Origin of the sequence: Pantoea sp. NGS-ED-1003, assembly GCF_000738765.1 — a bacterium.
Taxonomy (GTDB): Bacteria; Pseudomonadota; Gammaproteobacteria; order Enterobacterales; family Enterobacteriaceae; genus Pantoea; species Pantoea septica.
The window spans coordinates 152,696-174,489 of the sequence record NZ_JPQA01000003.1 but is presented as its reverse complement, the minus strand read 5'-3'; the positions used below and the strand labels follow the sequence as shown (position 1 = coordinate 174,489).

Sequence of the window (21,794 nt, the reverse complement as noted above, 5' to 3'; positions counted from 1 at the left end):
GATGGCGATCTGGAAACGCGAGACCGATCTCGACGCGCTGAACGCGATCGGCGAGAACTCGCTGGTGGCGCATATCGGCATCCGCTTTACCGCCATCGGCGACGATTACCTGGAGGCGGTCATGCCGGTCGATGCGCGCACCCATCAGCCTTTCGGCCTGCTGCATGGCGGCGCGTCGGTGGTGCTGGCGGAGTCGATGGGCTCGATCGCCGGCTATCTCTGCACCGAAGAGGGCAAAAGCGTGGTGGGCATTGAGGTGAACGCCAGCCATCACCGCTCGGTCTCCAGCGGCGAAGTGCGCGGCATCTGCCGCCCGCTGCATATCGGCTCACGCAATCAGGTGTGGCAGATTGAAATCCGCAACGTGCGCGGTCAGCTCTGCTGCTCGTCGCGCCTGACGGTGGCGGTGCTGGGGTAACGAAAAAGGGACAGCTTTCGCTGTCCCTTTTTTCCGGCATTAACGCTGGTAGATGATTTCGACGCCTTCGTCGTCATCTTCGTCCCAGTCGTCATCCCACTCTTCATCTTCTTCTTCAACCACGCTTTCCATCGTTTCACGGTGGTAATCATCCCACATGAACTCGACTTTCTCGGGTTTCTTCTCTTCTTCTTCCGCTTCTTTCGGGTTGGCGTTGATGAAACTCATCACGTCCCAGCAGAGATCCTGCACGCCCTGACGGCTTGCTGCGGAGATCAGATAATATTTCTCTTCCCAGCCCAGCGCTTCGGCAATCGCTTTGGCACGCGCCTGCGCTTCCTCTTCGCCGATGACGTCGATTTTATTGAACACCAGCCAGCGCGGCTTGTTGAACAGCTTGTCGCTGTACTTCTCCAGCTCGCCGAGAATAATGCGCGCGTTTTCTACCGGATCGGACTCGTCGATCGGCGCGATATCGATCAGGTGCAGCAGCACGCGGCAGCGCTCGAGGTGCTTCAGGAAGCGAATACCAAGGCCAGCGCCGTCGGCGGCACCTTCAATCAGGCCCGGGATATCGGCGACAACGAAGCTCTGTTCGCTGTCCATGCGCACCACGCCCAGACTCGGCACCAGCGTGGTAAACGGATAATCCGCCACTTTCGGCTTGGCCGCAGAGACGGCGCGGATAAAGGTCGATTTACCGGCGTTCGGCAGGCCCAGCATGCCAACGTCAGCCAGCAGCATCAGCTCCAGCTGCAAATCGCGCTTCTCGCCCGGCGTGCCCATGGTTTTCTGACGCGGGGTACGGTTTACCGAGGATTTAAAGCGCGTGTTGCCCAGGCCGTGCCAGCCGCCTTTGGCGACCATCAGCTTCTGCTCGTGACGCGTCATATCACCCAGCGTTTCGCCGGTACCCTGATCGATCACGCGCGTGCCGACCGGCACCTTGACGATGATGTCCTGACCGCGTTTGCCGGTACAGTCGCGGCTCTGGCCGTTCTGACCGCGTTCGGCGCGGAAGGATTTCTCAAAGCGGTAGTCAATCAGGGTATTCAGGTTCTCGTCGGCAATCAGATAGACATCGCCGCCGTCGCCGCCGTCGCCGCCGTCTGGACCGCCTTTCGGAATATATTTTTCACGGCGGAAGCTGACGCAGCCATTGCCGCCATCGCCGGCAACCACCAGGATTGTCGCTTCATCAACAAACTTCATTTTCTTTCTCCGTCACACAATCGTCCGCGCGCCCTGCTGGGCTGCGAACGGGTCCGCCAGGGTCTGTCTGCGCTGACCGGCGGCGGATAAATCAGGACTGATTTGCATCAGGCGTACATAAAGTGTACAGCAATACGCAACGACAGGTCGCAGAATGTAAAAAGCCCCGCAATGGCTGCGGGGCTTTTATTCGTGCGTTCAGACAGTCGCTGTCTGCGTCACGACAACCTTACTCAGCAACGATGCTGATGTATTTACGGTTGTTCGGACCTTTCACTTCGAATTTAACTTTGCCGTCTGCGGTAGCGAACAGGGTGTGGTCACGACCACAACCTACGTTGTTACCGGCGTGGAATTTAGTACCACGCTGACGAACGATGATGCTACCTGCCAGAACAGATTCGCCACCGAAACGTTTTACACCCAGACGTTTTGCATTGGAGTCACGACCGTTACGAGTCGAGCCACCAGCCTTTTTATGTGCCATTTGTCAGATCTCCTCTTAAGCGCTGATGCCAGTAATTTTCACATCAGTGAACCACTGACGGTGGCCAGCCTGCTTACGGTAGTGCTTACGACGACGAAACTTAACGATTTTAACTTTCTCGCCACGACCGTGAGCAACGATTTCAGCTTTGATAACGCCGCCTGAAACCAGTGGCGCGCCGATTTTCACGTCTTCGCCATTTGCGATCATCAGCACCTGGTCAAACTCAATGGTTTCACCGGTTGCGATGTCCAGCTTTTCCAGGCGAACGGTCTGACCTTCGCTTACTCGGTGTTGTTTACCACCACTTTGGAAAACCGCGTACATATAAAACTCCGCTTCTGCGCATGCCTTTCGTTCATCAGGCGGCGCGATAAATATTCACAATAGGGCGCGAATTCTACGCAAATCTCCAGCAGAAGACAAGAGCACTTTGCACTCTCTTGCAGAAAAAAAACACAGGCCGATCGCAAACGTTTCTCATCCGGAAAATTCAAGTACAATCAGTAACAGATTACCCGAACTCAGGCTGGTTAAAGCACGTACCATGAGCCGTTGAAACGAGTCAAAGCTGAACAGACGAATGAACTTAGAACAAATTAATGAATTAACCGCGCAGGATATGGCGGCCGTCAACCAGACCATCCTCGACCAGCTGAATTCCGAGGTCTCGCTGATTAATCAGCTTGGCTATTACATCATCAGCGGCGGCGGCAAGCGCATCCGTCCGATGATCGCCGTGCTTTCGGCACGCGCGCTCGGCTACCAGGGCGAGCTGCACGTCATTAACGCGGCGCTGATCGAATTTATCCACACCGCGACGCTGCTGCATGACGACGTGGTGGATGAATCCGATATGCGTCGCGGCAAAGCCACCGCTAACGCGGCGTTCGGCAATGCGGCCAGCGTGCTGGTCGGCGACTTTATCTATACGCGCGCCTTCCAGATGATGACCAGCATGGGCTCGCTGCGCATTCTGGCGCTGATGTCCGAAGCGGTGAACGTGATAGCCGAAGGCGAAGTGCTGCAGCTGATGAACGTCAACGATCCGGACATTACCGAAGAGAGCTATATGCGCGTGATTTACAGCAAAACCGCGCGTTTGTTCGAAGCCGCTTCGCAGGCATCCGCTATTCTCGCCGACGCCACGCCGGCGCAGGAGAAAGCGATGCAGGATTACGGACGCTTTCTCGGCACCGCTTTCCAGTTAATCGACGATCTGCTCGACTACAGCGCCGACGGCGCCACGCTGGGCAAAAATACCGGCGACGATCTCAGCGAAGGCAAGCCGACGCTGCCGCTGCTGCATGCGATGCATAACGGCACGCCGGAACAGACGAAGATGATCCGCGAGGCGATCGAACAGGGCAATGGCCGTCACCTGCTCGAACCGGTGCTCGCCGCCATGCAGCAGTGCGGTTCGCTGGAATGGACCCGCAAGCGCGCCGAGCAGGAAGCGGATAAGGCTATTGCGGCGCTCAGCGCGCTGCCGGAATCGCCCTGGCGCAGCGCGCTCGAAGCGCTGGCGCATATGTCTGTCCAGCGCGATTTCTGATCTCCCTTCGGAGCTGCCGCCGCAGCTCCGCTGCTTTCCCCTTCCCGCTTCACTTTTTTCAGAAACGCCTCTCTGTTGTTGCCGCGCTTTTGCGTCGAGACGCTCACTTCTCGCGACTGGGCCAAAAATTACTGGAAACAACAAGAAACTTTCTGGTATAAAAATTCCACAACTTTCCAGATAAGAGAAAAGAGCAAGATCCCTCGCTGCACTGGGAATATTCACGCAAGGAACAAGGAGAATGCGATATGCAAAAAAGGAGTGAAGACTGGCATCCCGCCGATGTGATTGCCGCGCTGCGCAGACGCGGCACGACGCTGGCGGCGTTGTCACGCCAGGCGGGCTTGAGTTCATCCACGCTGGCCAATGCCCTTTCGCGTCCCTGGCCGAAAGGAGAGTGGCTAATTGCGGAGGCGATTGAGGTCCATCCCGCCGAGATCTGGCCAAGCCGCTACTACGATCCGCAGACCCACCTGCTGCTGGATCGCAAAAAGCGTATTCGATCCCCCGCAGGAGACGAGAAGCGCAAGCAGGATCCCGCCAGCGCCTGAGGATCGAACAGGCAAAAAAAAACCAGCCGCGCTGCCGTGGCTGGTTTTCTTATTCGCGCTGGGTTTATTCAGCGCTTACGCGTTCAATCTGCGCGCCCATCGCCTTCAGCTTATCTTCGATGTGCTCATAGCCGCGATCGATATGGTAGATGCGATCCACCAGCGTCGTGCCTTCGGCGATGCAACCCGCCAGCACCAGGCTCGCTGACGCCCGCAGATCGGTCGCCATCACCTGCGCGCCGGAGAGTTTTTCCACGCCGTGGCAGATGGCAGTGTTGCTCTCGATTTCCGCGTGCGCGCCCATACGGATCAGCTCCGGGATGTGCATAAAGCGGTTTTCGAAAATGGTTTCGGTGATGACGCCCGTGCCTTCCGCCACCAGGTTAAGCAGGGTGAACTGCGCCTGCATGTCCGTTGGGAAGCCCGGGTGCGGCGCCGTGCGCACGTTGACCGCTTTAGGACGTTTGCCGTGCATGTCCAGGCTAATCCAGTCGTCGCCGGTTTCGATGTCGGCGCCCGCGTCGCGCAGCTTCGCCAGTACGGCGTCCAGCGTGTCCGGCTGGGTGTTATGACACAGCACTTTGCCGCCTGAGATCGCCGCCGCCACCAGGAAGGTGCCGGTTTCGATGCGGTCCGGCAGGACGCGATAGACGCCGCCGCCCAGACGCTCAACGCCTTCGATGGTGATCTTGTCTGTACCTGCGCCGCTAATCTTCGCGCCCAGCGTAATCAGGAAGTTGGCCGTATCGACAATTTCCGGTTCGCGCGCCGCGTTCTCGATAATGGTGACGCCGGTAGCCAGCGTCGCCGCGCTCATGATGGTCACGGTCGCGCCTACGCTCACTTTATCCATCACGATATGCGCGCCTTTCAGGCGGCCGTCGACAGAGGCTTTAACGTAGCCCTCTTCCAGCTTGATTTCGGCGCCCAGCTGCTCCAGGCCCGTAATATGCAGATCGACCGGACGCGCGCCGATGGCGCAGCCGCCCGGCAAGGAGACCTGACCCTGGCCGAAGCGTGCGACCAGCGGTCCGAGCGCCCAGATAGAAGCGCGCATGGTTTTCACTAAATCGTACGGCGCGCAGTAAATATCGACCTTGCTGGCGTCGACGTGGACGGAGCCGTTGCGCTCAACCTTCGCACCCAGCTGGCTCAGCAGCTTCATTGTGGTATCGATATCGCGCAGCTTCGGCACGTTCTGGATCTCGACCGGCTCTTCAGCCAGCAGCGCAGCAAACAGAATCGGCAGCGCGGCATTTTTCGCCCCAGAAATGGTTACTTCACCACTCAGACGGGTGGGGCCTTGCACACGAAATTTGTCCATTAACACGGCTCTCAATTAACTAAAGACGGGAAGAACTCGCCAGCGGCGAGCGCCCATGATGAAGGCTCAGAAACCGTTGAGTTTACGGTCGCGCGCCCATTCAGCAGGGGTATAAGTTTTAATGGAGACGGCATGAATGCGGTTGTCGGCGATATACTCCATCAGCGGCGCGTAGACGGCCTGCTGTTTTTTCACGCGGCTCAGCTCGCCAAACATTTCACCTACGGCAATTACCTGAAAGTGGCTGCCGTCGTTGCTCATCACGTGGACTTCGTCCAGCGGCAGCGCTTTCATCAGCACGGCCTGAATTTCACTGTTTTCCATTGCTCATTACTTAAGTTGTAAAGAATAAAGGGGGACATCTTAGAGGAAAGCGGCGGACTCTTAAACATGCAAAAGCCCCTGCCAGAAACAGGGGCTTAAGAGTGTGAGAAAGCGGTCAGCTGCTTTTTTCCGCAGAAACAATAATCTGCTGAAGATTGTAGAGAGTGATCAGCGACTGCAATTTCTCGCTGATGCCGCTAAAACGCGGCGTGACGCCCTGAGCGCGGGCGATTTCACGCAGGTGCACCAGAAGCGCCAGACCGGCCGAGTCGACGCGCGCCAGTCCGGAAACGTCGATAATCTCTGCTTTGTCGATCAGCGTGTCGCGCTGCTGCCACAGCGCCAGCAGCGTATCGCGGTTCAGTTCGCCGTACAGCGACAGCGTGCTGGCGTCACGCTGCCAGCGTAATGACTCATGCATCGTTACTGTTTATCCAGCGTAATCGGCTGCGCCGCATAGGTTTTAAGCTGCGCGGTCAGGCCGTCGATGCCTTTGGTGCGCAGTAGATCGCTCCACTCGTTTTGCTTGGTGGTGATCATGCTGACGCCTTCCGCCACCATATCGTACGCCTGCCAGTTGCCGCTCTGGCTGTTCTTACGCCACTGGAAATCGAGACGTACCGGCGGGCGGCCGTTGGGATCGATAATGGTCACGCGAATAGCGATGATTTTAGCGTCGCCCAGCGGCTGCTCCGGCTGGATCTGATAAGTCTGGCCGTGATAGAGCGCCAGCGCCTGACCGTAAGCCTGCGCCAGATAGTCGCCGAAGGCGTTGAAGTAGGCTTCGCGCTGCGCCGGCGTCGCCTCGCGGTAGTAGCGGCCGAGCACTAACGCGCCGGCATACTTGATCTGCACGTAGGGCAGCAGCTCCTGACGCACGACGTCGCGCAGATAGTTGGGGTTCTGCTTAATCTTCGGCTGTTCGTTTTTCAGGCGCGTGAAGGTCTTCGCCGCCGCTTCGTTCATCAGCTTATAGGGGTTGGTTTGATCGGCTGCATTCGCCGCGGCCAGCGGCGCGATAACCAGCATGGCGACCATCAGTAAACGTTTAAACATCGATTGTTACCTCTCAGGGTTGGGCCGGGGCCGCAGGGGCGTTCTCTTCGCCCTGCGGATCCTTGTTATCCGTATCGTTTTTATTGTCGCCGCCGCTCTTGTAGAGGAACTGACCAATCAGGTCTTCCAGCACGATAGCCGATTTGGTATCGCGGAGCGTGTCGCCGTCTTTCAACATCGCCGAGCCCAGCTCGGGATCGTCAAAGCCTAAATTCAACGCTAAAAATTGTTCGCCGAGTAAGCCCTGCGTGCGGATCGCCAGTGAGCTGGTGTCGGAAATCTTGTCGGCGTACTCCTCGCTGATCGCCATAGTGACGCGCGGCAGCAGCGTTTTAGGTTCAAGGGAGATGTCAGTGACGCGGCCGATCACTACGCCGCCGATTTTAACCGGCGAGCTGACTTTCAGGCCGCCGATATTATCGAAGGTGGCGTAAAGCTGCCAGGTCGGCTGCGTGCCGAGCGACTTAAGATCCGCCACGCGCAGGCAGAGAAACAGCATCGCCACCAGCGCCAGAAGCATAAACACGCCAACCCAAATTTCGCTTTTTTTGCTTTGCATTGCATTAGTTCCCAAACATCAGTGCTGTCAGCACAAAATCCAGACCGAGCACCGCCAGCGAGGCGTGCACCACGGTGCGCGTCGTCGCGCGGCTAATCCCTTCAGAGGTCGGAATCGCGTCGTAACCGTTAAACAGCGCGATCCAGGTGACCGTCACGGCAAAAACGGCGCTTTTGATAATGCAGTTGATTACGTCAGTGCGAAAATCGACCGCGTTTTGCATCGCCGACCAGAAAAAGCCGGGGTCGATGCCCTTCCAGCTCACGCCAACCAGCGCGCCGCCAGCGATGCCGACGGCGGTAAAAATCAGCGTCAGCAGCGGCATGCTGATAAAGCCCGCCCAGAAACGCGGCGAGACAACGCGGCGCAGCGGATCGACCGCCATCATCTCCATGCTGGAGAGCTGTTCGGTCGCCTTCATCAGGCCAATCTCCGCCGTCAGCGCCGATCCGGCGCGGCCGGCGAACAGTAGCGCGGTCACGACCGGCCCCAGCTCGCGCAGCAGCGACAGCGCCACCAGCATGCCGAGACTGGTTTCCGCGCTGTAGGTGGTCAGCACCAGATAGCCTTGCAGCCCCAGCACCATGCCGATAAACAGCCCGGACACGACGATAATCAACAGCGATAAGACGCCGACGCTGTAAAGCTGTTTGATCAGCAGCGGCGTGTGTTTACGAAAGGCAGGTTTCCCTACCAGCGCGTGAAACAGCATTAAGCCTGCCCGACCAAAGGTGGAGCAGGTATTGATTCCCCGGCGTCCTAATGACGCCAGCGCCTTTAACAACATTGGCTTACACTCTCCCTGAGCCGGTTAAGTCGGCAAGATAGTCTCCGGCGGCAAACCGGAACGGGACAGGTCCGTCCGCGATCCCATCCAGAAACTGACGCACGCGCGGGTCGGGATTTTGCCGCAGCTCCGGCGTGCTGCCCTGCGCAATGATTTTCTGGCCAGCCACAATATAGGCCCTGTCGGCGATGCTGAGCACCTCCGGCACATCGTGCGATACCACAATGCAGGTGAGACCCAGCGAATGGTTGAGCTCGTCGATCAGCTTGACCAGCACGCCCATAGTAATGGGATCCTGGCCGACAAAAGGTTCGTCGAACATGATGAGCTCCGGCTCAAGCGCGATCGCGCGCGCCAGCGCGGCGCGGCGCGCCATGCCGCCGGAAAGCTCTGCCGGCTTCAGCTGCGCCGCGCCGCGCAGTCCCACCGCTTCCAGCTTCATCATCACCGTGCTGTGCAGCAGCGCCGCAGGCAGCTGCGTATGCTCGCGCAGCGGCCAGGCCACGTTTTCATATACCGTCAGGTCGGTGAACAGCGCGCCGGACTGGAACAGCATGCTCATCTTTTTACGGGTTTCATAAAGCTTCGCGCGGGACAAGCTGGGAATATTTTCGCCGCGAAACCAGATCTCGCCCCGATCGGGCTGCAGCTGGCCGCCGATCAGGCGCAGCAGCGTGGTTTTGCCTATGCCCGACGGCCCCATAATGGCCGTAACTTTTCCCTTTGGCACCGTCAGCGAAATATCGTCGAAAATCGGACGATCGCCGCGTGTAAAACTGACGCCACGAACCTCAACCAGGTTCGTTTCCTGTTGGTCCATTATTACCTCTTCTGTGGATCGGGCGTTATAAAGCCTACGATGGTAGCCTGTAACGCGCCAGTTCACGATAGCATTACAGAAACTTACTGCCTTCATTTGGCGAAAGCGGGCATAAAATTTACTTTTGCCGCTCAGACGGTCAAAATCAGCGCCTGTTTCTGATGACAGAACCTGAAACCTGCCGCACAAGACGTGTCGGCAACGCATTTCACCCAAGGATTTTTCATGTTCGTAGCCGCTGCCCTGCTGATCATTGGTTTGATTTTACTGGCTTATGGCGCCGATCGTCTGGTGTTTAGCGCCGCGATACTGTGTCGATCCTTTGGCATCCCGCCGCTGATTATCGGCATGACGGTCGTCAGCATCGGCACTTCGCTACCCGAGATGATCCTCTCTTTTTCAGCCGCGCAGCACGGCCAGATGGATCTCGCCGTCGGCACCGCGCTGGGCTCCAATATTACCAATATTTTACTGATACTCGGCGGCGCGGCGCTGCTGCACCCTCTGAACATATACTCCAATCTGATCCGGCGCGAACTGCCGTTGATGCTGCTGGTCTCGCTGCTCAGCGGCTTGATGCTGTTCGATAACTACCTGAGCCGCCTTGACGGCCTCGGCCTGATCGCCATCGCCATCGCCTATCTGCTGGTGGCGATCCGCTTCGCGCGCCGCGCCGAGCGGGACAATAGCGATACCCTGACTCGCGAACAGCTCGCGGAGCTGCCGCGCGAAGAGAGCGGCAACACGGTCGCCTTTCTCTGGCTGGCGGTCGCGCTGATTATTTTGCCCATGGCGACGCGCATGGTGATCGACAACGCCACCACCTTTGCCGATTATTTCGGCGTCAGCGAGCTGGTGATGGGCGCCACGCTAATCGCGGTAGGCACCAGCCTGCCGGAACTGGCGACGGTGCTGGCGGGCGCGCTGAAAGGCGAAGACGATATCGCCATCGGCAATCTCATCGGCGCCAATATTTATAATATCGCCATCGTGCTGGGCTTACCGGCGCTGATCAATCCCGGTAGCGTGGACGAGCACGCCTTCGCGCGCGATTACTGGGTAATGCTGGCCGTCAGCGCGCTGTTCGCCCTGCTCTGCCTGCAGCGCCGCCGCCGCATCGGGCGTGTCGCAGGCGCTTTCTTACTCTGTGGTTTCATCGTCTGGGGCGCGCTTTTGTGGATTCAGCCCGCTTTCCTCGACGGATAACAAAGGACCGATTTGCCATGTCAACTCAGCTTTCAAACGCGAATTTCGACTTTCAGACGGCGGGAAAAGCGGTACTGCGCATCGAGCGTGAAGGTCTGGAGCAGCTGGACCAGTATATTAACGACGACTTTACCCGCGCCTGCGAGATGATCTATCGCTGCCAGGGCAAAGTCGTCGTCATGGGCATGGGCAAGTCGGGCCATATCGGCAAAAAGATGGCCGCCACCTTTGCCAGCACCGGCACGCCCGCCTTTTTCGTGCATCCGGGCGAAGCCAGCCACGGCGATCTTGGCATGGTCGGCCGCAGCGATGTGGTGCTTGCTATCTCTAACAGCGGCGAGTCCAACGAGATTCTGGCGCTGATCCCGGTGCTGAAGCGCCAGCATGTGCCGCTTATCTGCCTCACCAGCCGCCCCGATAGCGCCATGGGCCGCGCCGCCGACGTGCATCTGTGCGTAAAAGTGCCGCAGGAAGCTTGCCCGCTCGGGCTCGCTCCCACCAGCAGTACCACGGCAACGCTGGTAATGGGCGATGCGCTGGCGGTAGCGCTGCTGGAAGCGCGCGGCTTTACAGCGGAAGATTTCGCGCTGTCGCATCCGGGCGGCGCACTGGGCCGCAAGCTGCTGCTGCACGTGAGCGACATCATGCACAGCGGCGACGAAATCCCGCACGTGACGCGCGACGCCTCGCTGCGCGATGCGCTGCTGGAGATTACGCGCAAAAATTTAGGGCTGACGGTTATCGTCGACGATCTGATGAAGATCGAGGGCATCTTTACCGACGGCGACCTGCGCCGCATCTTCGATATGGGCATCGACTTTCAGAAGGCCACAATTTCGGAAGTGATGACGCGCGGCGGCATTCGGGTTCGCCCTAATATGCTGGCGGTCGAGGCGCTGAACCTGATGCAAAACAAAAACATTACCGCTGTGCTGGTGGCCGATGACGATCGTCTGCTCGGTGTGGTACATATGCATGACATGCTGCGCGCCGGCGTAGTCTGAACAGGAAATGAGAATGTCGGTAAATACTTCCCTGGTAGAAACCTGCTACGGCCCGGTCAGCGCGGAGGTGATGGCACGCGCCAGTCAGATCCGTCTGCTGATTTGCGACGTTGACGGCGTGATGTCTGACGGCGTGATCTATATGGGCAATAACGGCGAAGAGCTGAAAGCTTTTAACGTGCGCGACGGCTACGGCATCCGCTGTTTGCTAACCTCTGATATAGAGGTGGCGATTATTACCGGACGCAACGCGCGTCTGATGGAGGATCGCTGCAAAACCTTAGGCATTCGCCATCTTTACCAGGGACAGTCCGATAAGCTTTTGGCCTATCGCGAACTTCTGGATAAACTGTCGCTTTCCGATGAGCAGGTCGCCTACATCGGCGATGACCTAATCGACTGGCCAGTGATGGCCCGAGTAGGGCTGAGCGTGGCGGTAGCGGATGCGCATCCGGTGCTGCCGCCGCGCGCCCATTACGTTACGCGTATCGCCGGCGGACGCGGCGCAGTACGCGAACTGTGCGACCTGATTTTAATGGCGCAGAACAAATTTGAGGATGCCAAAGGGCAATCAGTATGAGTAAAAGCAGGCGTTGGATAACGCTGATTCTGGCCTTAATTGCGCTGGTGCTAATCGGCTGGAACCTGACCAGTCAGGATGACAGCAGCGCGCCGGTCGCCGCCAACGATCAGGAGCCGACCTATACCAGCGCGAATTCGAACACCGTGGTCTACAACCCGCAAGGGGCGCTGGCTTACAAACTGGTGTCCGATAAAGTGACCTATTTCGCGACGGATGAAGTGAGCTGGTTCGATAAGCCGGTAATGACCACCTACGACGAAAATAAAGTGCCGACATGGTCGGTGCGCGCCGATAAAGCCAAATTAACCAAAGATCGTATGCTTTATCTGTATGGCCACGTCGAGGTGAATACCCTGACGCAGGATTCGCAGCTGCAGCGCATCAAAACTGACAACGCGCAGGTCAACCTCGTCTCGCAGGACGTGACCTCCGACGATCAAGTTACCTTGTTCGGGCGCGGTTTTAACTCTACCGGCATGAAGATGCGCGGGAATTTACGGACGAAAAACGCCGAGTTGATTGAAAAGGTCAAAACTTATTATGAAATTCAAAATGCACAACAACAGCCTTAAGTTTTTCCTGGTCGGCGCTCTGCTGGCGGCCAGCTTGCCCGCGCTGGCGGTGACCGGCGACTCGGACAAACCCGTCAACATCGATTCCGAAAACCAGGCGCTGGACCTGCAAGGCAATGTGGCGACCTTTACCGGCAACGTCATCGTGACGCAGGGAACGATCAAAATCACCGCCGATAAAGTGGTGGTGACGCGTCCCGGCGGCGACAGCAATAAAACCATCGTGGACGCCTACGGCAATCCCGCCACCTTCTACCAGATGCAGGACAGCGGCAAGCCGGTTCAGGGCCACGCCGCTAAGCTGCACTATGAGCTGGCGAAAGATTTCGTCGAGCTGACCGGCAACGCTTATATCGAGCAGCAGGACAGCAATATCAAAGGCGACCGTATTACCTATCTGGTCAAAGAGCAGAAAATGCAGGCCTACAGCCAGGGTCAGAGCAAGCGCGTCACCACTGTGCTGGTGCCGTCGCAGCTGCAGGACAAGAACGCTAACAGCCCGAAAAAGAGTAACTGATCGCTATGGCCACTTTAATCGCAGAAAATCTGGCGAAGGCCTATAAAGGCCGTCGCGTGGTGGAAGATGTCAGCCTGCAGGTGAAATCAGGCGAGATCGTCGGCCTGCTCGGCCCTAACGGCGCGGGCAAAACCACCACCTTCTACATGGTCGTCGGCATCGTGCCGCGCGACGCGGGCCGCATCGTGATCGACGAGGATGATATCAGCATCCTGCCGCTGCACGCCCGTGCGCGCCGCGGCATCGGCTATTTGCCGCAAGAGGCGTCGATTTTCCGCCGTCTCAGCGTCTATGACAATCTGATGGCGGTGCTGCAAATTCGCGACGATCTTACCGAAGAGCAGCGTCAGGATCGTGCCAATGAGCTGATGGATGAGTTCCATATCGCCCATCTGCGCGACAGCATGGGTCAGGCGCTGTCGGGCGGCGAGCGCCGCCGCGTCGAGATTGCGCGCGCGCTGGCCGCTAATCCTAAATTTATCCTGCTGGATGAGCCTTTCGCCGGCGTCGATCCCATCTCGGTTATCGACATCAAAAAAATCATCGAGCATCTGCGCGACAGCGGGCTCGGCGTGCTGATTACCGACCATAACGTACGTGAAACCCTGGCGGTTTGCGAACGCGCCTATATCGTCAGCCAGGGGCGTCTTATCGCTCACGGCACGCCAAATGAAATTCTTGAAGATGAGCAGGTTAAACGGGTTTATTTGGGCGAAGAGTTCAGACTCTGATAAGGTGTCGTTAATACGATGTTTGCTTAGGAAATCCCGTCCTGAATATGAAGCAAGGTTTGCAACTCAGATTCAGCCAACAGCTGGCGATGACTCCGCAGTTGCAGCAGGCTATCCGGCTGCTGCAACTCTCTACGCTTGAGCTGCAGCAAGAGCTGCAGCTGGCGCTGGAGAGCAATCCGCTGCTGGAACAGGCTGAAGTGCATGAAGAGATCGACAGCCGCGACTATCAGGAAGATGAGGTGCTGGACACGCGCGAGGCGCTTGAACAGAAAGAGATGCCGGACGATTTGCCGCTCGACGCCACCTGGGACGAGATGTATACCGCAGGCACCCCTTCCGGCACCGGCACCGACTATCAGGACGACGAGCTGCCGGTCTATCAGGGCGAAACCACTCAGTCGCTGCAGGACTACCTGATGTGGCAGGTGGATTTAACGCCCTTTACCGATACCGATCGCGCTATTGCTACCTCGATCGTCGACGCCATCGACGATACCGGCTATCTCACCGTTTCGCTTGACGAGATCCTCGACAGCATGGGCGATGAAGAGCTGGCGCTGGATGAGGTCGAAGCGGTGCTAAAGCGCATTCAGCGTTTCGATCCGGTCGGGGTCGGCGCGCGCGACCTGCGCGACTGCCTGCTGGTGCAACTTTCCCAGTTCGCGCCGACCACGCCGATGCTGGCTGAAGCGCGTTTGATCGTCAGCGACCATCTCGACCTGCTGGCCAACCACGATTTCCGCAGCCTGATGCGCGTCACCCGTTTCAAAGAAGATGTGCTGAAAGAGGCGATGCTGCTGATTCAGTCGCTGGATCCGCGTCCTGGCCAGTCGGTGCAGACCGGCGAGCCGGAATATGTCATCCCCGATGTGCTGGTGCGCAAAGTGGGCAAGCGCTGGACGGTGGAGCTCAACGCCGATAGCGTGCCGCGTCTCAGAATCAATCAGCAGTATGCCGCTATGGGCGGCGCGGCGCGCAATGACAGCGACAGCCAGTTTATCCGCAGCAATCTGCAGGAAGCGCGCTGGCTGATCAAAAGCCTGGAAAGCCGCAATGACACGCTGTTGAAGGTTACGCGCTGCATCGTTGAGCAGCAGCAGGCCTTTTTCGAGCAGGGCGAAGAGTTTATGCGTCCGATGGTGCTGGCGGATATCGCCCAGGCCGTAGATATGCATGAATCCACCATCTCTCGCGTGACCACGCAAAAATACCTGCACAGCCCGCGCGGCATCTTCGAACTTAAATATTTTTTCTCCAGTCACGTGAATACCGAAGGCGGCGGTGAAGCCTCTTCTACGGCGATCCGCGCGCTGGTGAAAAAATTAATCTCGGCGGAGAATCCCGCTAAACCCTTGAGTGACAGCAAGCTCACCACCATGTTATCTGAACAGGGCATCATGGTGGCGCGCCGGACCGTCGCTAAATATCGCGAGTCTTTATCTATCCCGCCCTCCAACCAGCGTAAACAGCTGGTTTGACCGAAATGAGAAGGAAGACCTATGCAGCTAAACCTCACTGGGCAAAACGTTGAAATCACCGAACCACTGCGTGAATTCATCAGCACGAAATTTGCCAAACTGGAACACTACTTCGATCGTATCAATCAGGTTTATATTGTTCTGAAAGTGGAAAAGGTCACTCAGATTGCGGAAGCGACTTTGCACGTCAACGGCGGCGAGCTGCACGCCACGTCGGAAGCGGAAGATATGTACGCGGCGCTTGACGGACTGGTGGATAAACTCGCCCGTCAGCTTACCCGGCACAAAGACAAACTGAAAAAACACTAACCTTCACGCTTGCAGCGCGCTTGCCGCGCGCTCAGGGCGGTCAGGATGGGGCGGATTTACCGCCCCGTTTTGCCATCTGTGCAAGCGCCACGGGATACCGCGCGGCCGTTTAGCGCGGCAGGCCCGCGGCTCTGTGAACTCGCAAGTGAAACGACAATGAACAACGATCTGACACTGGAACTGAGCACCGTGCTGACGCCGGACTGTACGCGCAGCGGCGTACACTGCCAGAGTAAAAAGCGCGCGCTAGAAATTATTAGCGAGCTGGCAGCGAAGCAGCTTAATCTGCCGCATCAAACGCTGTTTGAAGCGATCCTGACCCGTGAACGCATGGGCAGCACCGGTATCGGCAACGGTATCGCCATTCCGCACGGCAAGCTGGAAGAGGATACGCTGCGCGCCGTCGGCGTCTTTATCAGCCTCGACCAGCCTATCGCATTCGATGCGGTAGACAACCAGCCGGTCGATCTGCTGTTTGCGCTGCTGGTGCCGGCGGATCAGTGCAAAACCCATCTGCACACGCTCTCTCTGGTCGCGAAACGCCTGGCGGATAAGACCGTGTGTCGCCGCCTGCGCGCGGCGCAGAGCGATGAAGAACTCTACGCCATTATTACAGAAGCTCCAGAGGAGCAGTAACGCGCGCTGCGCTTTTACCGGCGTGCGCGCCGGTTTAAAACGGGAGAGAAGGTCATGGTGCTGATGATCGTTAGCGGTCGGTCAGGCTCAGGAAAGTCGGTGGCGCTACGCGCGCTGGAAGATATGGGGTTCTACTGCGTCGATAACCTGCCCGTGGTGCTGTTGCCCGAGCTGGCGAACTCGCTGGTGGAACGCAATATTTCGGCCGCCGTCAGCATCGACGTGCGCAATATGCCGGAGTCGCCAGAGGTATTCGAACATGCGCTGAATAATCTGCCGGACGCCTTTTCGCCGCAGCTGCTGTTTCTGGACGCCGATCGCAATACGCTAATCCGTCGCTACAGCGATACGCGCCGCCTGCACCCGCTCTCCAGCAAAAATCTGTCGCTGGAAAGCGCCATCGATGAAGAGAACGATCTGCTGGAGCCGCTGCGCTCCCGCGCCGATTTAATTATCGATACCTCAGAAATGTCGGTTCACGAACTGGCGGAAATGCTGCGCACGCGCCTGCTCGGCAAGCGCGAACGCGAACTGACCATGGTGTTCGAGTCATTTGGCTTCAAGCACGGCATTCCCATCGACGCCGACTACGTTTTCGACGTGCGCTTTCTGCCTAACCCGCACTGGGATCCCAAGCTGCGACCGATGACCGGTCTCGATCGCCCAGTGGCGGCGTTTCTCGATCGCCATACGGAAGTGCACAACTTTATCTACCAGACACGCAGCTATCTGGAGCTGTGGCTGCCGATGCTGGAAACCAACAACCGCAGCTATCTGACCGTCGCCATCGGCTGTACCGGCGGTAAACACCGTTCGGTCTATATTGCCGAGCAGCTGGCGGACTACTTCCGCTCACGCGGCAAAAACGTGCAGTCACGCCATCGTACGCTGGAAAAACGCAAATCATGACCGTCAAACAAACCGTGGAAATCAAAAATAAGCTGGGCATGCACGCGCGTCCGGCCATGAAGCTGTTTGAGCTGGTACAGAGCTTTGACGCTGAAGTGTTGCTGCGTAACGAATCCGGCACCGAGGCGGAGGCCAGCAGCGTCATTGCCCTGCTGATGCTCGACTCGGCGAAAGGCGGTCATATTGAAATTGAAGCCAGCGGCCCGGAAGAGCGCCAGGCGCTGACTGCCGTCATCGAACTTTTCGAAGCCGGCTTCGACGAAGAGTAAAGACTAGTTGAGATGATGGCGCTGCAAAAAGCCTTCTCCGCCTAGCTGGCGCATCTGGCGCATAATCCACTGCTGACGCTGCCGCACATAGCCTGAAGGCGCGTCGGCGCGGAAACGGATGGGATTCGGCAGCACCGCCGCCAGCAGTGCCGCTTCCGCTATCGTTAAACGGCTGGCCGGCTTATGAAAATAGCGCTGCGCCGCCGCCTCCACGCCGAAGGTGCCCTGCCCGAACTCGGCGATATTGAGATAAACCGTCAGGATGCGACGTTTGGTCCAGACCGTTTCGATACCGACCGTTAAGCCCGCCTCCAGCCCTTTCCTCACCCAGCTGCGTCCATCCCAGAGAAAAAGATTTTTCGCCGTTTGCTGCGACAGCGTCGAGGCGCCGCGCATGCGCTCGCCTTCGCTGCCCAGCGCCGTTTCAATCGCGTCGACGTCAAAACCCCAGTGCTCAGGAAATTTTTGATCTTCTGCAGCAATCACCGCCAGCGCCATCCAGGGCGATATCTCGTCGTGGCCCGCCCAGTCGGCGTGCGCGACGTAATGAAAGTCGCCGCGCAGCCAGGCACCGATTTGCCGTTCCACCATCACCGCGGAAAACGGCACCGGCAGAAAGGAAAACAGAATAATTCCGGCGACCCAGATCCCCGCTATGGCGACCACTGCACCGATAACAGCGCGCTTAACGCGTTGCCAGCGGTTCCCTTTATTCTTGCTCATGCAATGTTCTCTTACCTGTTCCCTGCATTAATCAATTCCCGACGTGATGAAAGTCGCGTCTTAGTCAAAATCGCTGAAGAAGCGCCTGAATTTACGCGTTGCTTAACCGTTGCAGCGCAGTTTTAACCGTAAAATATTAAAACAGATCGAATGACATCAAGCACTTCCGTAAAAAAGGAATCGGTTCCATACTTGTTGTCCGCTTATCGCTTTCCACGCCATACACTTAACGATTTGTGATAAGCACCATTTAGAATGATTCGAGTTTCTAAACTATGACAGACAGCGTACTGTTGTGCTTTTCACCAATTGAAGCGAATGGTTACACAACAGGCAACTTCAGGCTGCTAATTTGATCTTCGTAGCGCTGTCTGTGCCACTCAATTTTATGCTTAGCGCCCTGTAAAATGACAGGACTTAATTTAAATCTGGAACTTTAAAGGTGCGCTTTCCAAAACGTTTTGGATAATATCGTGGCAACAGCACTTTATACTTTAAATTTCATTGCGTTATCATACTTCAAACCGCTAAAAACGGTTGGGCGCCCTTTTCCCTGGTTTGAGGCCATACTCTTATCGTCACGGCAAACGAAAACCGCACAAAAAATGCAACAATTGGTCAAAATAAGCGCAATGCAACGCAGAAATTAATTCCTTGCTTGACTGTGTTGCCAAATTAATGTTTTCTGTATTTAAACGCTGCTCAACATCACACATTTTAATGAATCTTTACCTGGTCATTGATGAATTTGCTAAGGTGATGACAGACGTTAACCGATACCACGCTGCTGCGCTTAAACTCCTCCAAGTATAGCAACAGCGACTTTTTCCCTGGTGTTGGCGCAGTATTCGCGCACCCCGGTCTTCGACTGGGGTCATTTTTTTTAAGCCCCCTGGTTTTCTCTTTCCGCTACCCAGTCGCGCAATACCTGAACGTCATGACGCCACTCGCGCTTGAGCTCTTCGACCCATTCGCCTACGTTGTCCCACCATGCCGGCAGTTCCGGGCTTTGAATCTGTTTAGCCACCTGCTGCAGATGCTGTAACCCGACCGATCCCGCCGCGCCTTTGATTTTGTGCCCCTCTTCCGCAATGCCTTTCTGGTCGCGCGCCATAAGATTCGAATCGAGCACCTCCAGATAGCCAGGCATCATCTGTTCGAACATCGTCAGGCTCTGCGTAATCAGGCTGGGACCCACCAGCTCGATATATTGCTCCAGCATCGGCACATCCAGCAGCGCGCGCATCTTGTCATCGCTTTCAGGGTGGTCAGCGTCGATCTCTTCGTTCTGATGATCCCAGAACTTCTTGATCATGGCGGTCAGCGCCGGAACGGAAAGCGGTTTGCTCAGCACGTCGTCCATACCGGCCTCCAGATACTCTTTTTTGTCTTTGAGCACGTTGGCGGTCAGCGCCACCAGCGGCGGCAGGCTGGCGTCTGGATAACGCTGATGGATGGCGCGCGAGACGTCGAGGCCGGTCATATCCGGCAGCTGGATATCCAGCAGGGCGAGATCGAATTCCAGCGGATCGAACATCTCCAGCGCGGCCTGGCCGGTCATGGCGACCTCGACGCTGCAGCCAAGCTTCTCCAGCACCGACCGCGCCACGATCACGTTCAGCTCGATATCTTCCACCAGCAAAACGTGCAGCGCCGGCAGCGGCATGCTGTCGTCCCTGCTGTCATCTTCCACCTCTTCGGCCACGCGCGGCGCCTTGATCAGTACGGTAAAGCAGGATCCCTGGCCCGGCGCGCTGCGTACGGTAATATCGCCGCCCATCGCCTGCGCCAGGCGACGCGACACCGCCAGCCCGATGCCGGTACCGGTGGCCGGCTTGCCGCCGTGCTGATCTTTCACCTGATAATACATGGCGAAGATCTTGTCCTGCTCTTCCTGCGGAATACCCTGCCCGGAGTCTTCAACCTCGAAGCGCAGGGTCTCGTTCGGCTCGTAAGCGACGCGCACTACGATTTCGCCCTGCTGGGTGAACTTCACCGCGTTGCCGATCAGGTTCCACAGGATCTGGCGCAGGCGCGTGCCGTCGGCGCAAATCTTGTGCGGCAGCGGTAGCTCAGGCGCCATCACGAATCTGAGCCCTTTCGGCTGCGCCAGCAGCCCGGAAAGGTTCTCCAGATCCGCCAGGAAGCCGGTGAAGTCGAGCGGCTGGTTATCCAGCTGCACCTTACGGCGCTCGATCTTGTCGACTTCGATAACGTCGTTGAAGATATTGCCGAGCGTAATCGCTGAAACGTGAATGGTTTTCAGGTATTTCAGCTGCTCCTGATTGAGATCGGTATCGAGCAAAATGCGGCTCAGGCCCACAATGCCGTTAAGCGGCGTACGCAGCTCGTGGCTGATCGTAGAGATAAAGGTGGTTTTCTCCCGGCTGGCATTCTCCAGCGCGTCCTGATAGCGCTTACGCTCGGTAATATCGCGGCCAAAGCCCATTAGCCCGCTGCGTTTGCCGACGCGGTCGTAGTAAGGCACTTTACGAATTTCAAAACAGGCTTTGCGCCCGTCCGGATATTGCAGCCACTGTTCATAAGTGAGCGACACGTTATGACGGAAAACTTTTTCATCCGTCTCCAGCACTTTGGTAGCAGCGTCATCGTCATAAATATCGCGCGGCGTCAGGCCGATCAGCTGCTTTTCGCTTTTGCCGGTCAGCAACTCCATGGCGCGGTTACAGCCGGAAAACTGCTTGTCGATATTGCGGTAGAACACCAGATCGGGCGAAGCGTCGAGGAAAGAGCGGAGAAACGAGGATTGCTGTTCCAGTTCGATCTGCGCCTGTTCGCGGCGCGCCATCTCCTCGCGCAGCTTATCCATCACCTGCTCGCGCGCCTGCTCCGCCTTGATACGATCGTTAATTTCCTGATTGAGCTGGGTGATGGTCTCTTTCATCTGCTGATTGAGCTCTAAATCGCGGGTGCGCATCTCTTCCAGCTTGTCCACCAGTCGCGACAGACGCTGACGCGACTCCTCCAGCTGATCGACCACCACCGAGAGAAAGTAGACCGCCCAGGGCGTAATCAGCAGCCCGAAGAACACCGAACGTACCACGTCGATGCTCTCGACATGGCCGCGCAGCACCATGGTCACCGCCATCTGCACCACCATCGCCAGCACCACCAGCGCCGACGCCAGCAGCAGCGAAAAACGCACCAGTCCCAGCTTAACCATCAAATCAACATAATACTGCGCCAGCAGGCGAATCTGTTTCATACGAACTCCCTGGAAAAGAACAGGCTCATCATAGCGTAATTACTCTGCCGATGGCGCGACGAAGCGCCGGAAAGCGCGCGTTACGCCCCGTTATGGTGCATCTGACGCCACGATCGCCGACGATACCTGCGCTGGCGCTAAATCACTTGACTAATTGCGCCAACCGAATAATCTGGAGGGCCGCCTGTTGCGTGGCGACTGTGATCCAAACCTTTCTTTTTCTTTGTCGACAACCTTTCGTTGTCCCGGCATCCCTTTTTCCATTTGAATAGAAATTCATTTTAATTGCGTGAATAGTCGCGCTCATCCTGATTAATTTTACTTATGAAGCCTGCTCATTTGCGGCAAAAAGGCTGTTATAAGAAAAACAGATACATGATGTGCGGGTAATCTGCTATCCAGCAGATTCTGCTGTTAAAGCATATCAAACCAGCACGGCGAAGGGATGTGACGGCTGCATGACAGTGAGACAGTTCACATTTCGGCCGGGCAGAGGTAATGGCCTGCAGCCGCTTTTTTAGCATTTAAATGAATA

Annotated in this window: 26 protein-coding genes; 14 read left to right on the top strand and 12 right to left on the bottom strand. The window is 57.1% G+C overall.

Features of this window, described 5'->3' with window-relative positions; translation table 11 throughout:
* Position 1: 1 nt before the first annotated feature.
* Positions 2-418, top strand: coding sequence for a hotdog fold thioesterase (locus JS46_RS07060; RefSeq protein WP_033749283.1), 417 nt, complete (start codon positions 2-4; stop codon positions 416-418).
* Positions 419-457: 39 nt separating this feature from the next.
* Here JS46_RS07060 and cgtA read toward each other — a convergent pair whose 3' ends face one another.
* The 3 genes from cgtA to rplU all read right to left on the bottom strand — a co-directional run bounded on the left by cgtA (position 458) and on the right by rplU (position 2,444).
* The gene (gene cgtA, locus JS46_RS07055; protein WP_033749282.1) at positions 458-1,630 is read right to left on the bottom strand and encodes an Obg family GTPase CgtA; all 1,173 of its coding nucleotides are present in this window, start codon (positions 1,628-1,630) and stop codon (positions 458-460) included.
* A 229-nt stretch (positions 1,631-1,859) separates the two neighbouring features.
* On the bottom strand, positions 1,860-2,117 hold the full coding sequence (gene rpmA, locus JS46_RS23280; RefSeq protein WP_006121751.1) for a 50S ribosomal protein L27: 258 nt from the start codon (positions 2,115-2,117) through the stop codon (positions 1,860-1,862).
* Between the two features lie 15 nt (positions 2,118-2,132).
* Positions 2,133-2,444 carry a 50S ribosomal protein L21 gene (gene rplU / locus JS46_RS07050; RefSeq protein WP_033749281.1) on the bottom strand — a complete coding sequence of 104 codons (312 nt, stop codon included), beginning with the start codon at positions 2,442-2,444 and terminating at the stop codon, positions 2,133-2,135.
* A gap of 256 nt (positions 2,445-2,700) precedes the next feature.
* On the opposite strand from rplU, the gene ispB reads away from it, so the two are divergent.
* The gene (gene ispB, locus JS46_RS07045) at positions 2,701-3,672 is read left to right on the top strand and encodes an octaprenyl diphosphate synthase (RefSeq protein WP_033749280.1); all 972 of its coding nucleotides are present in this window, start codon (positions 2,701-2,703) and stop codon (positions 3,670-3,672) included.
* A 248-nt stretch (positions 3,673-3,920) separates the two neighbouring features.
* On the top strand, positions 3,921-4,223 hold the full coding sequence (locus JS46_RS07040; protein ID WP_033749279.1) for a helix-turn-helix transcriptional regulator: 303 nt from the start codon (positions 3,921-3,923) through the stop codon (positions 4,221-4,223).
* A gap of 64 nt (positions 4,224-4,287) precedes the next feature.
* Here JS46_RS07040 and murA read toward each other — a convergent pair whose 3' ends face one another.
* The 7 genes from murA to mlaF form a co-directional block, all read right to left on the bottom strand.
* Positions 4,288-5,547: a UDP-N-acetylglucosamine 1-carboxyvinyltransferase gene (murA, locus tag JS46_RS07035; RefSeq protein ID WP_033749278.1), complete on the bottom strand. Its 1,260-nt coding sequence runs from the start codon at positions 5,545-5,547 to the stop codon at positions 4,288-4,290.
* A 66-nt stretch (positions 5,548-5,613) separates the two neighbouring features.
* Positions 5,614-5,871 (bottom strand): BolA family iron metabolism protein IbaG, encoded by a 258-nt coding sequence (gene ibaG, locus JS46_RS07030; RefSeq protein ID WP_033749277.1) that lies wholly within the window; start codon positions 5,869-5,871, stop codon positions 5,614-5,616.
* A gap of 115 nt (positions 5,872-5,986) precedes the next feature.
* Positions 5,987-6,292 (bottom strand): lipid asymmetry maintenance protein MlaB, encoded by a 306-nt coding sequence (gene mlaB / locus JS46_RS07025; RefSeq protein WP_033749276.1) that lies wholly within the window; start codon positions 6,290-6,292, stop codon positions 5,987-5,989.
* Between the two features lie 2 nt (positions 6,293-6,294).
* Complete coding sequence (gene mlaC, locus JS46_RS07020; RefSeq protein ID WP_033749275.1) at positions 6,295-6,927, bottom strand: phospholipid-binding protein MlaC; 633 nt, start codon at positions 6,925-6,927, stop codon at positions 6,295-6,297.
* A 13-nt stretch (positions 6,928-6,940) separates the two neighbouring features.
* Entirely contained in the window at positions 6,941-7,486 is a 546-nt protein-coding gene (gene mlaD / locus JS46_RS07015) for an outer membrane lipid asymmetry maintenance protein MlaD (RefSeq protein ID WP_033749273.1), read from the bottom strand.
* Between the two features lie 4 nt (positions 7,487-7,490).
* Complete coding sequence (gene mlaE, locus JS46_RS07010) at positions 7,491-8,273, bottom strand: lipid asymmetry maintenance ABC transporter permease subunit MlaE (protein WP_033749272.1); 783 nt, start codon at positions 8,271-8,273, stop codon at positions 7,491-7,493.
* A gap of 4 nt (positions 8,274-8,277) precedes the next feature.
* A complete protein-coding gene (mlaF, locus tag JS46_RS07005; RefSeq protein WP_033749271.1) occupies positions 8,278-9,093 on the bottom strand; it encodes a phospholipid ABC transporter ATP-binding protein MlaF in 816 nt (271 codons plus the stop codon).
* Between the two features lie 225 nt (positions 9,094-9,318).
* On the opposite strand from mlaF, the gene JS46_RS07000 reads away from it, so the two are divergent.
* The 11 genes from JS46_RS07000 (at position 9,319) to npr (ending at position 17,310) form a co-directional block, all read left to right on the top strand.
* The gene (locus tag JS46_RS07000) at positions 9,319-10,299 is read left to right on the top strand and encodes a calcium/sodium antiporter (protein WP_033749270.1); all 981 of its coding nucleotides are present in this window, start codon (positions 9,319-9,321) and stop codon (positions 10,297-10,299) included.
* 17 nt (positions 10,300-10,316) lie between these two features.
* A complete protein-coding gene (kdsD, locus tag JS46_RS06995) occupies positions 10,317-11,303 on the top strand; it encodes an arabinose-5-phosphate isomerase KdsD (protein ID WP_033749269.1) in 987 nt (328 codons plus the stop codon).
* Positions 11,304-11,316: 13 nt separating this feature from the next.
* Positions 11,317-11,883, top strand: a complete 567-nt coding sequence (kdsC, locus tag JS46_RS06990; RefSeq protein ID WP_033749268.1) for a 3-deoxy-manno-octulosonate-8-phosphatase KdsC — start codon at positions 11,317-11,319, stop codon at positions 11,881-11,883.
* A complete protein-coding gene (gene lptC / locus JS46_RS06985; protein WP_033749267.1) occupies positions 11,880-12,458 on the top strand; it encodes an LPS export ABC transporter periplasmic protein LptC in 579 nt (192 codons plus the stop codon). Before kdsC ends, lptC begins: the two co-directional genes overlap by 4 nt.
* A complete protein-coding gene (lptA, locus tag JS46_RS06980) occupies positions 12,427-12,975 on the top strand; it encodes a lipopolysaccharide ABC transporter substrate-binding protein LptA (protein WP_033749266.1) in 549 nt (182 codons plus the stop codon). The genes lptC and lptA overlap by 32 nt, the downstream gene beginning before the upstream one ends.
* 5 nt (positions 12,976-12,980) lie before the next feature.
* Positions 12,981-13,706, top strand: coding sequence for an LPS export ABC transporter ATP-binding protein (gene lptB, locus JS46_RS06975; RefSeq protein ID WP_033749265.1), 726 nt, complete (start codon positions 12,981-12,983; stop codon positions 13,704-13,706).
* Between the two features lie 47 nt (positions 13,707-13,753).
* On the top strand, positions 13,754-15,187 hold the full coding sequence (gene rpoN, locus JS46_RS06970) for an RNA polymerase factor sigma-54 (protein ID WP_033749264.1): 1,434 nt from the start codon (positions 13,754-13,756) through the stop codon (positions 15,185-15,187).
* A gap of 21 nt (positions 15,188-15,208) precedes the next feature.
* On the top strand, positions 15,209-15,496 hold the full coding sequence (hpf, locus tag JS46_RS06965; RefSeq protein WP_033749263.1) for a ribosome hibernation promoting factor: 288 nt from the start codon (positions 15,209-15,211) through the stop codon (positions 15,494-15,496).
* 156 nt (positions 15,497-15,652) lie between these two features.
* The gene (ptsN, locus tag JS46_RS06960; protein ID WP_033749262.1) at positions 15,653-16,132 is read left to right on the top strand and encodes a PTS IIA-like nitrogen regulatory protein PtsN; all 480 of its coding nucleotides are present in this window, start codon (positions 15,653-15,655) and stop codon (positions 16,130-16,132) included.
* Between the two features lie 54 nt (positions 16,133-16,186).
* The gene (gene rapZ, locus JS46_RS06955; RefSeq protein WP_033749261.1) at positions 16,187-17,041 is read left to right on the top strand and encodes an RNase adapter RapZ; all 855 of its coding nucleotides are present in this window, start codon (positions 16,187-16,189) and stop codon (positions 17,039-17,041) included.
* Positions 17,038-17,310 (top strand): PTS phosphocarrier protein NPr, encoded by a 273-nt coding sequence (npr, locus tag JS46_RS06950; protein ID WP_033749260.1) that lies wholly within the window; start codon positions 17,038-17,040, stop codon positions 17,308-17,310. The genes rapZ and npr overlap by 4 nt, the downstream gene beginning before the upstream one ends.
* A gap of 3 nt (positions 17,311-17,313) precedes the next feature.
* Here npr and mtgA read toward each other — a convergent pair whose 3' ends face one another.
* Complete coding sequence (gene mtgA / locus JS46_RS06945) at positions 17,314-18,033, bottom strand: monofunctional biosynthetic peptidoglycan transglycosylase (RefSeq protein WP_033749259.1); 720 nt, start codon at positions 18,031-18,033, stop codon at positions 17,314-17,316.
* Positions 18,034-18,916: 883 nt separating this feature from the next.
* Positions 18,917-21,259 (bottom strand): aerobic respiration two-component sensor histidine kinase ArcB, encoded by a 2,343-nt coding sequence (gene arcB, locus JS46_RS06940; RefSeq protein ID WP_033749258.1) that lies wholly within the window; start codon positions 21,257-21,259, stop codon positions 18,917-18,919.
* Between the last annotated feature and the right edge of the window lie 535 nt (positions 21,260-21,794).

Bases quoted from the DNA above. Each gene is read 5' to 3' on its own strand.
- JS46_RS07060 (WP_033749283.1), top strand. From the start codon at position 2: ATGGCGATCTGGAAACGCGAGACCGATCTCGACGCGCTGAACGCGATC.
- cgtA (WP_033749282.1), bottom strand. From the start codon at position 1,630: ATGAAGTTTGTTGATGAAGCGACAATCCTGGTGGTTGCCGGCGATGGC.
- rpmA (WP_006121751.1), bottom strand. From the start codon at position 2,117: ATGGCACATAAAAAGGCTGGTGGCTCGACTCGTAACGGTCGTGACTCC.
- rplU (WP_033749281.1), bottom strand. From the start codon at position 2,444: ATGTACGCGGTTTTCCAAAGTGGTGGTAAACAACACCGAGTAAGCGAA.
- ispB (WP_033749280.1), top strand. From the start codon at position 2,701: ATGAACTTAGAACAAATTAATGAATTAACCGCGCAGGATATGGCGGCC.
- JS46_RS07040 (WP_033749279.1), top strand. From the start codon at position 3,921: ATGCAAAAAAGGAGTGAAGACTGGCATCCCGCCGATGTGATTGCCGCG.
- murA (WP_033749278.1), bottom strand. From the start codon at position 5,547: ATGGACAAATTTCGTGTGCAAGGCCCCACCCGTCTGAGTGGTGAAGTA.
- ibaG (WP_033749277.1), bottom strand. From the start codon at position 5,871: ATGGAAAACAGTGAAATTCAGGCCGTGCTGATGAAAGCGCTGCCGCTG.
- mlaB (WP_033749276.1), bottom strand. From the start codon at position 6,292: ATGCATGAGTCATTACGCTGGCAGCGTGACGCCAGCACGCTGTCGCTG.
- mlaC (WP_033749275.1), bottom strand. From the start codon at position 6,927: ATGTTTAAACGTTTACTGATGGTCGCCATGCTGGTTATCGCGCCGCTG.
- mlaD (WP_033749273.1), bottom strand. From the start codon at position 7,486: ATGCAAAGCAAAAAAAGCGAAATTTGGGTTGGCGTGTTTATGCTTCTG.
- mlaE (WP_033749272.1), bottom strand. From the start codon at position 8,273: ATGTTGTTAAAGGCGCTGGCGTCATTAGGACGCCGGGGAATCAATACC.
- mlaF (WP_033749271.1), bottom strand. From the start codon at position 9,093: ATGGACCAACAGGAAACGAACCTGGTTGAGGTTCGTGGCGTCAGTTTT.
- JS46_RS07000 (WP_033749270.1), top strand. From the start codon at position 9,319: ATGTTCGTAGCCGCTGCCCTGCTGATCATTGGTTTGATTTTACTGGCT.
- kdsD (WP_033749269.1), top strand. From the start codon at position 10,317: ATGTCAACTCAGCTTTCAAACGCGAATTTCGACTTTCAGACGGCGGGA.
- kdsC (WP_033749268.1), top strand. From the start codon at position 11,317: ATGTCGGTAAATACTTCCCTGGTAGAAACCTGCTACGGCCCGGTCAGC.
- lptC (WP_033749267.1), top strand. From the start codon at position 11,880: ATGAGTAAAAGCAGGCGTTGGATAACGCTGATTCTGGCCTTAATTGCG.
- lptA (WP_033749266.1), top strand. From the start codon at position 12,427: ATGAAATTCAAAATGCACAACAACAGCCTTAAGTTTTTCCTGGTCGGC.
- lptB (WP_033749265.1), top strand. From the start codon at position 12,981: ATGGCCACTTTAATCGCAGAAAATCTGGCGAAGGCCTATAAAGGCCGT.
- rpoN (WP_033749264.1), top strand. From the start codon at position 13,754: ATGAAGCAAGGTTTGCAACTCAGATTCAGCCAACAGCTGGCGATGACT.
- hpf (WP_033749263.1), top strand. From the start codon at position 15,209: ATGCAGCTAAACCTCACTGGGCAAAACGTTGAAATCACCGAACCACTG.
- ptsN (WP_033749262.1), top strand. From the start codon at position 15,653: ATGAACAACGATCTGACACTGGAACTGAGCACCGTGCTGACGCCGGAC.
- rapZ (WP_033749261.1), top strand. From the start codon at position 16,187: ATGGTGCTGATGATCGTTAGCGGTCGGTCAGGCTCAGGAAAGTCGGTG.
- npr (WP_033749260.1), top strand. From the start codon at position 17,038: ATGACCGTCAAACAAACCGTGGAAATCAAAAATAAGCTGGGCATGCAC.
- mtgA (WP_033749259.1), bottom strand. From the start codon at position 18,033: ATGAGCAAGAATAAAGGGAACCGCTGGCAACGCGTTAAGCGCGCTGTT.
- arcB (WP_033749258.1), bottom strand. From the start codon at position 21,259: ATGAAACAGATTCGCCTGCTGGCGCAGTATTATGTTGATTTGATGGTT.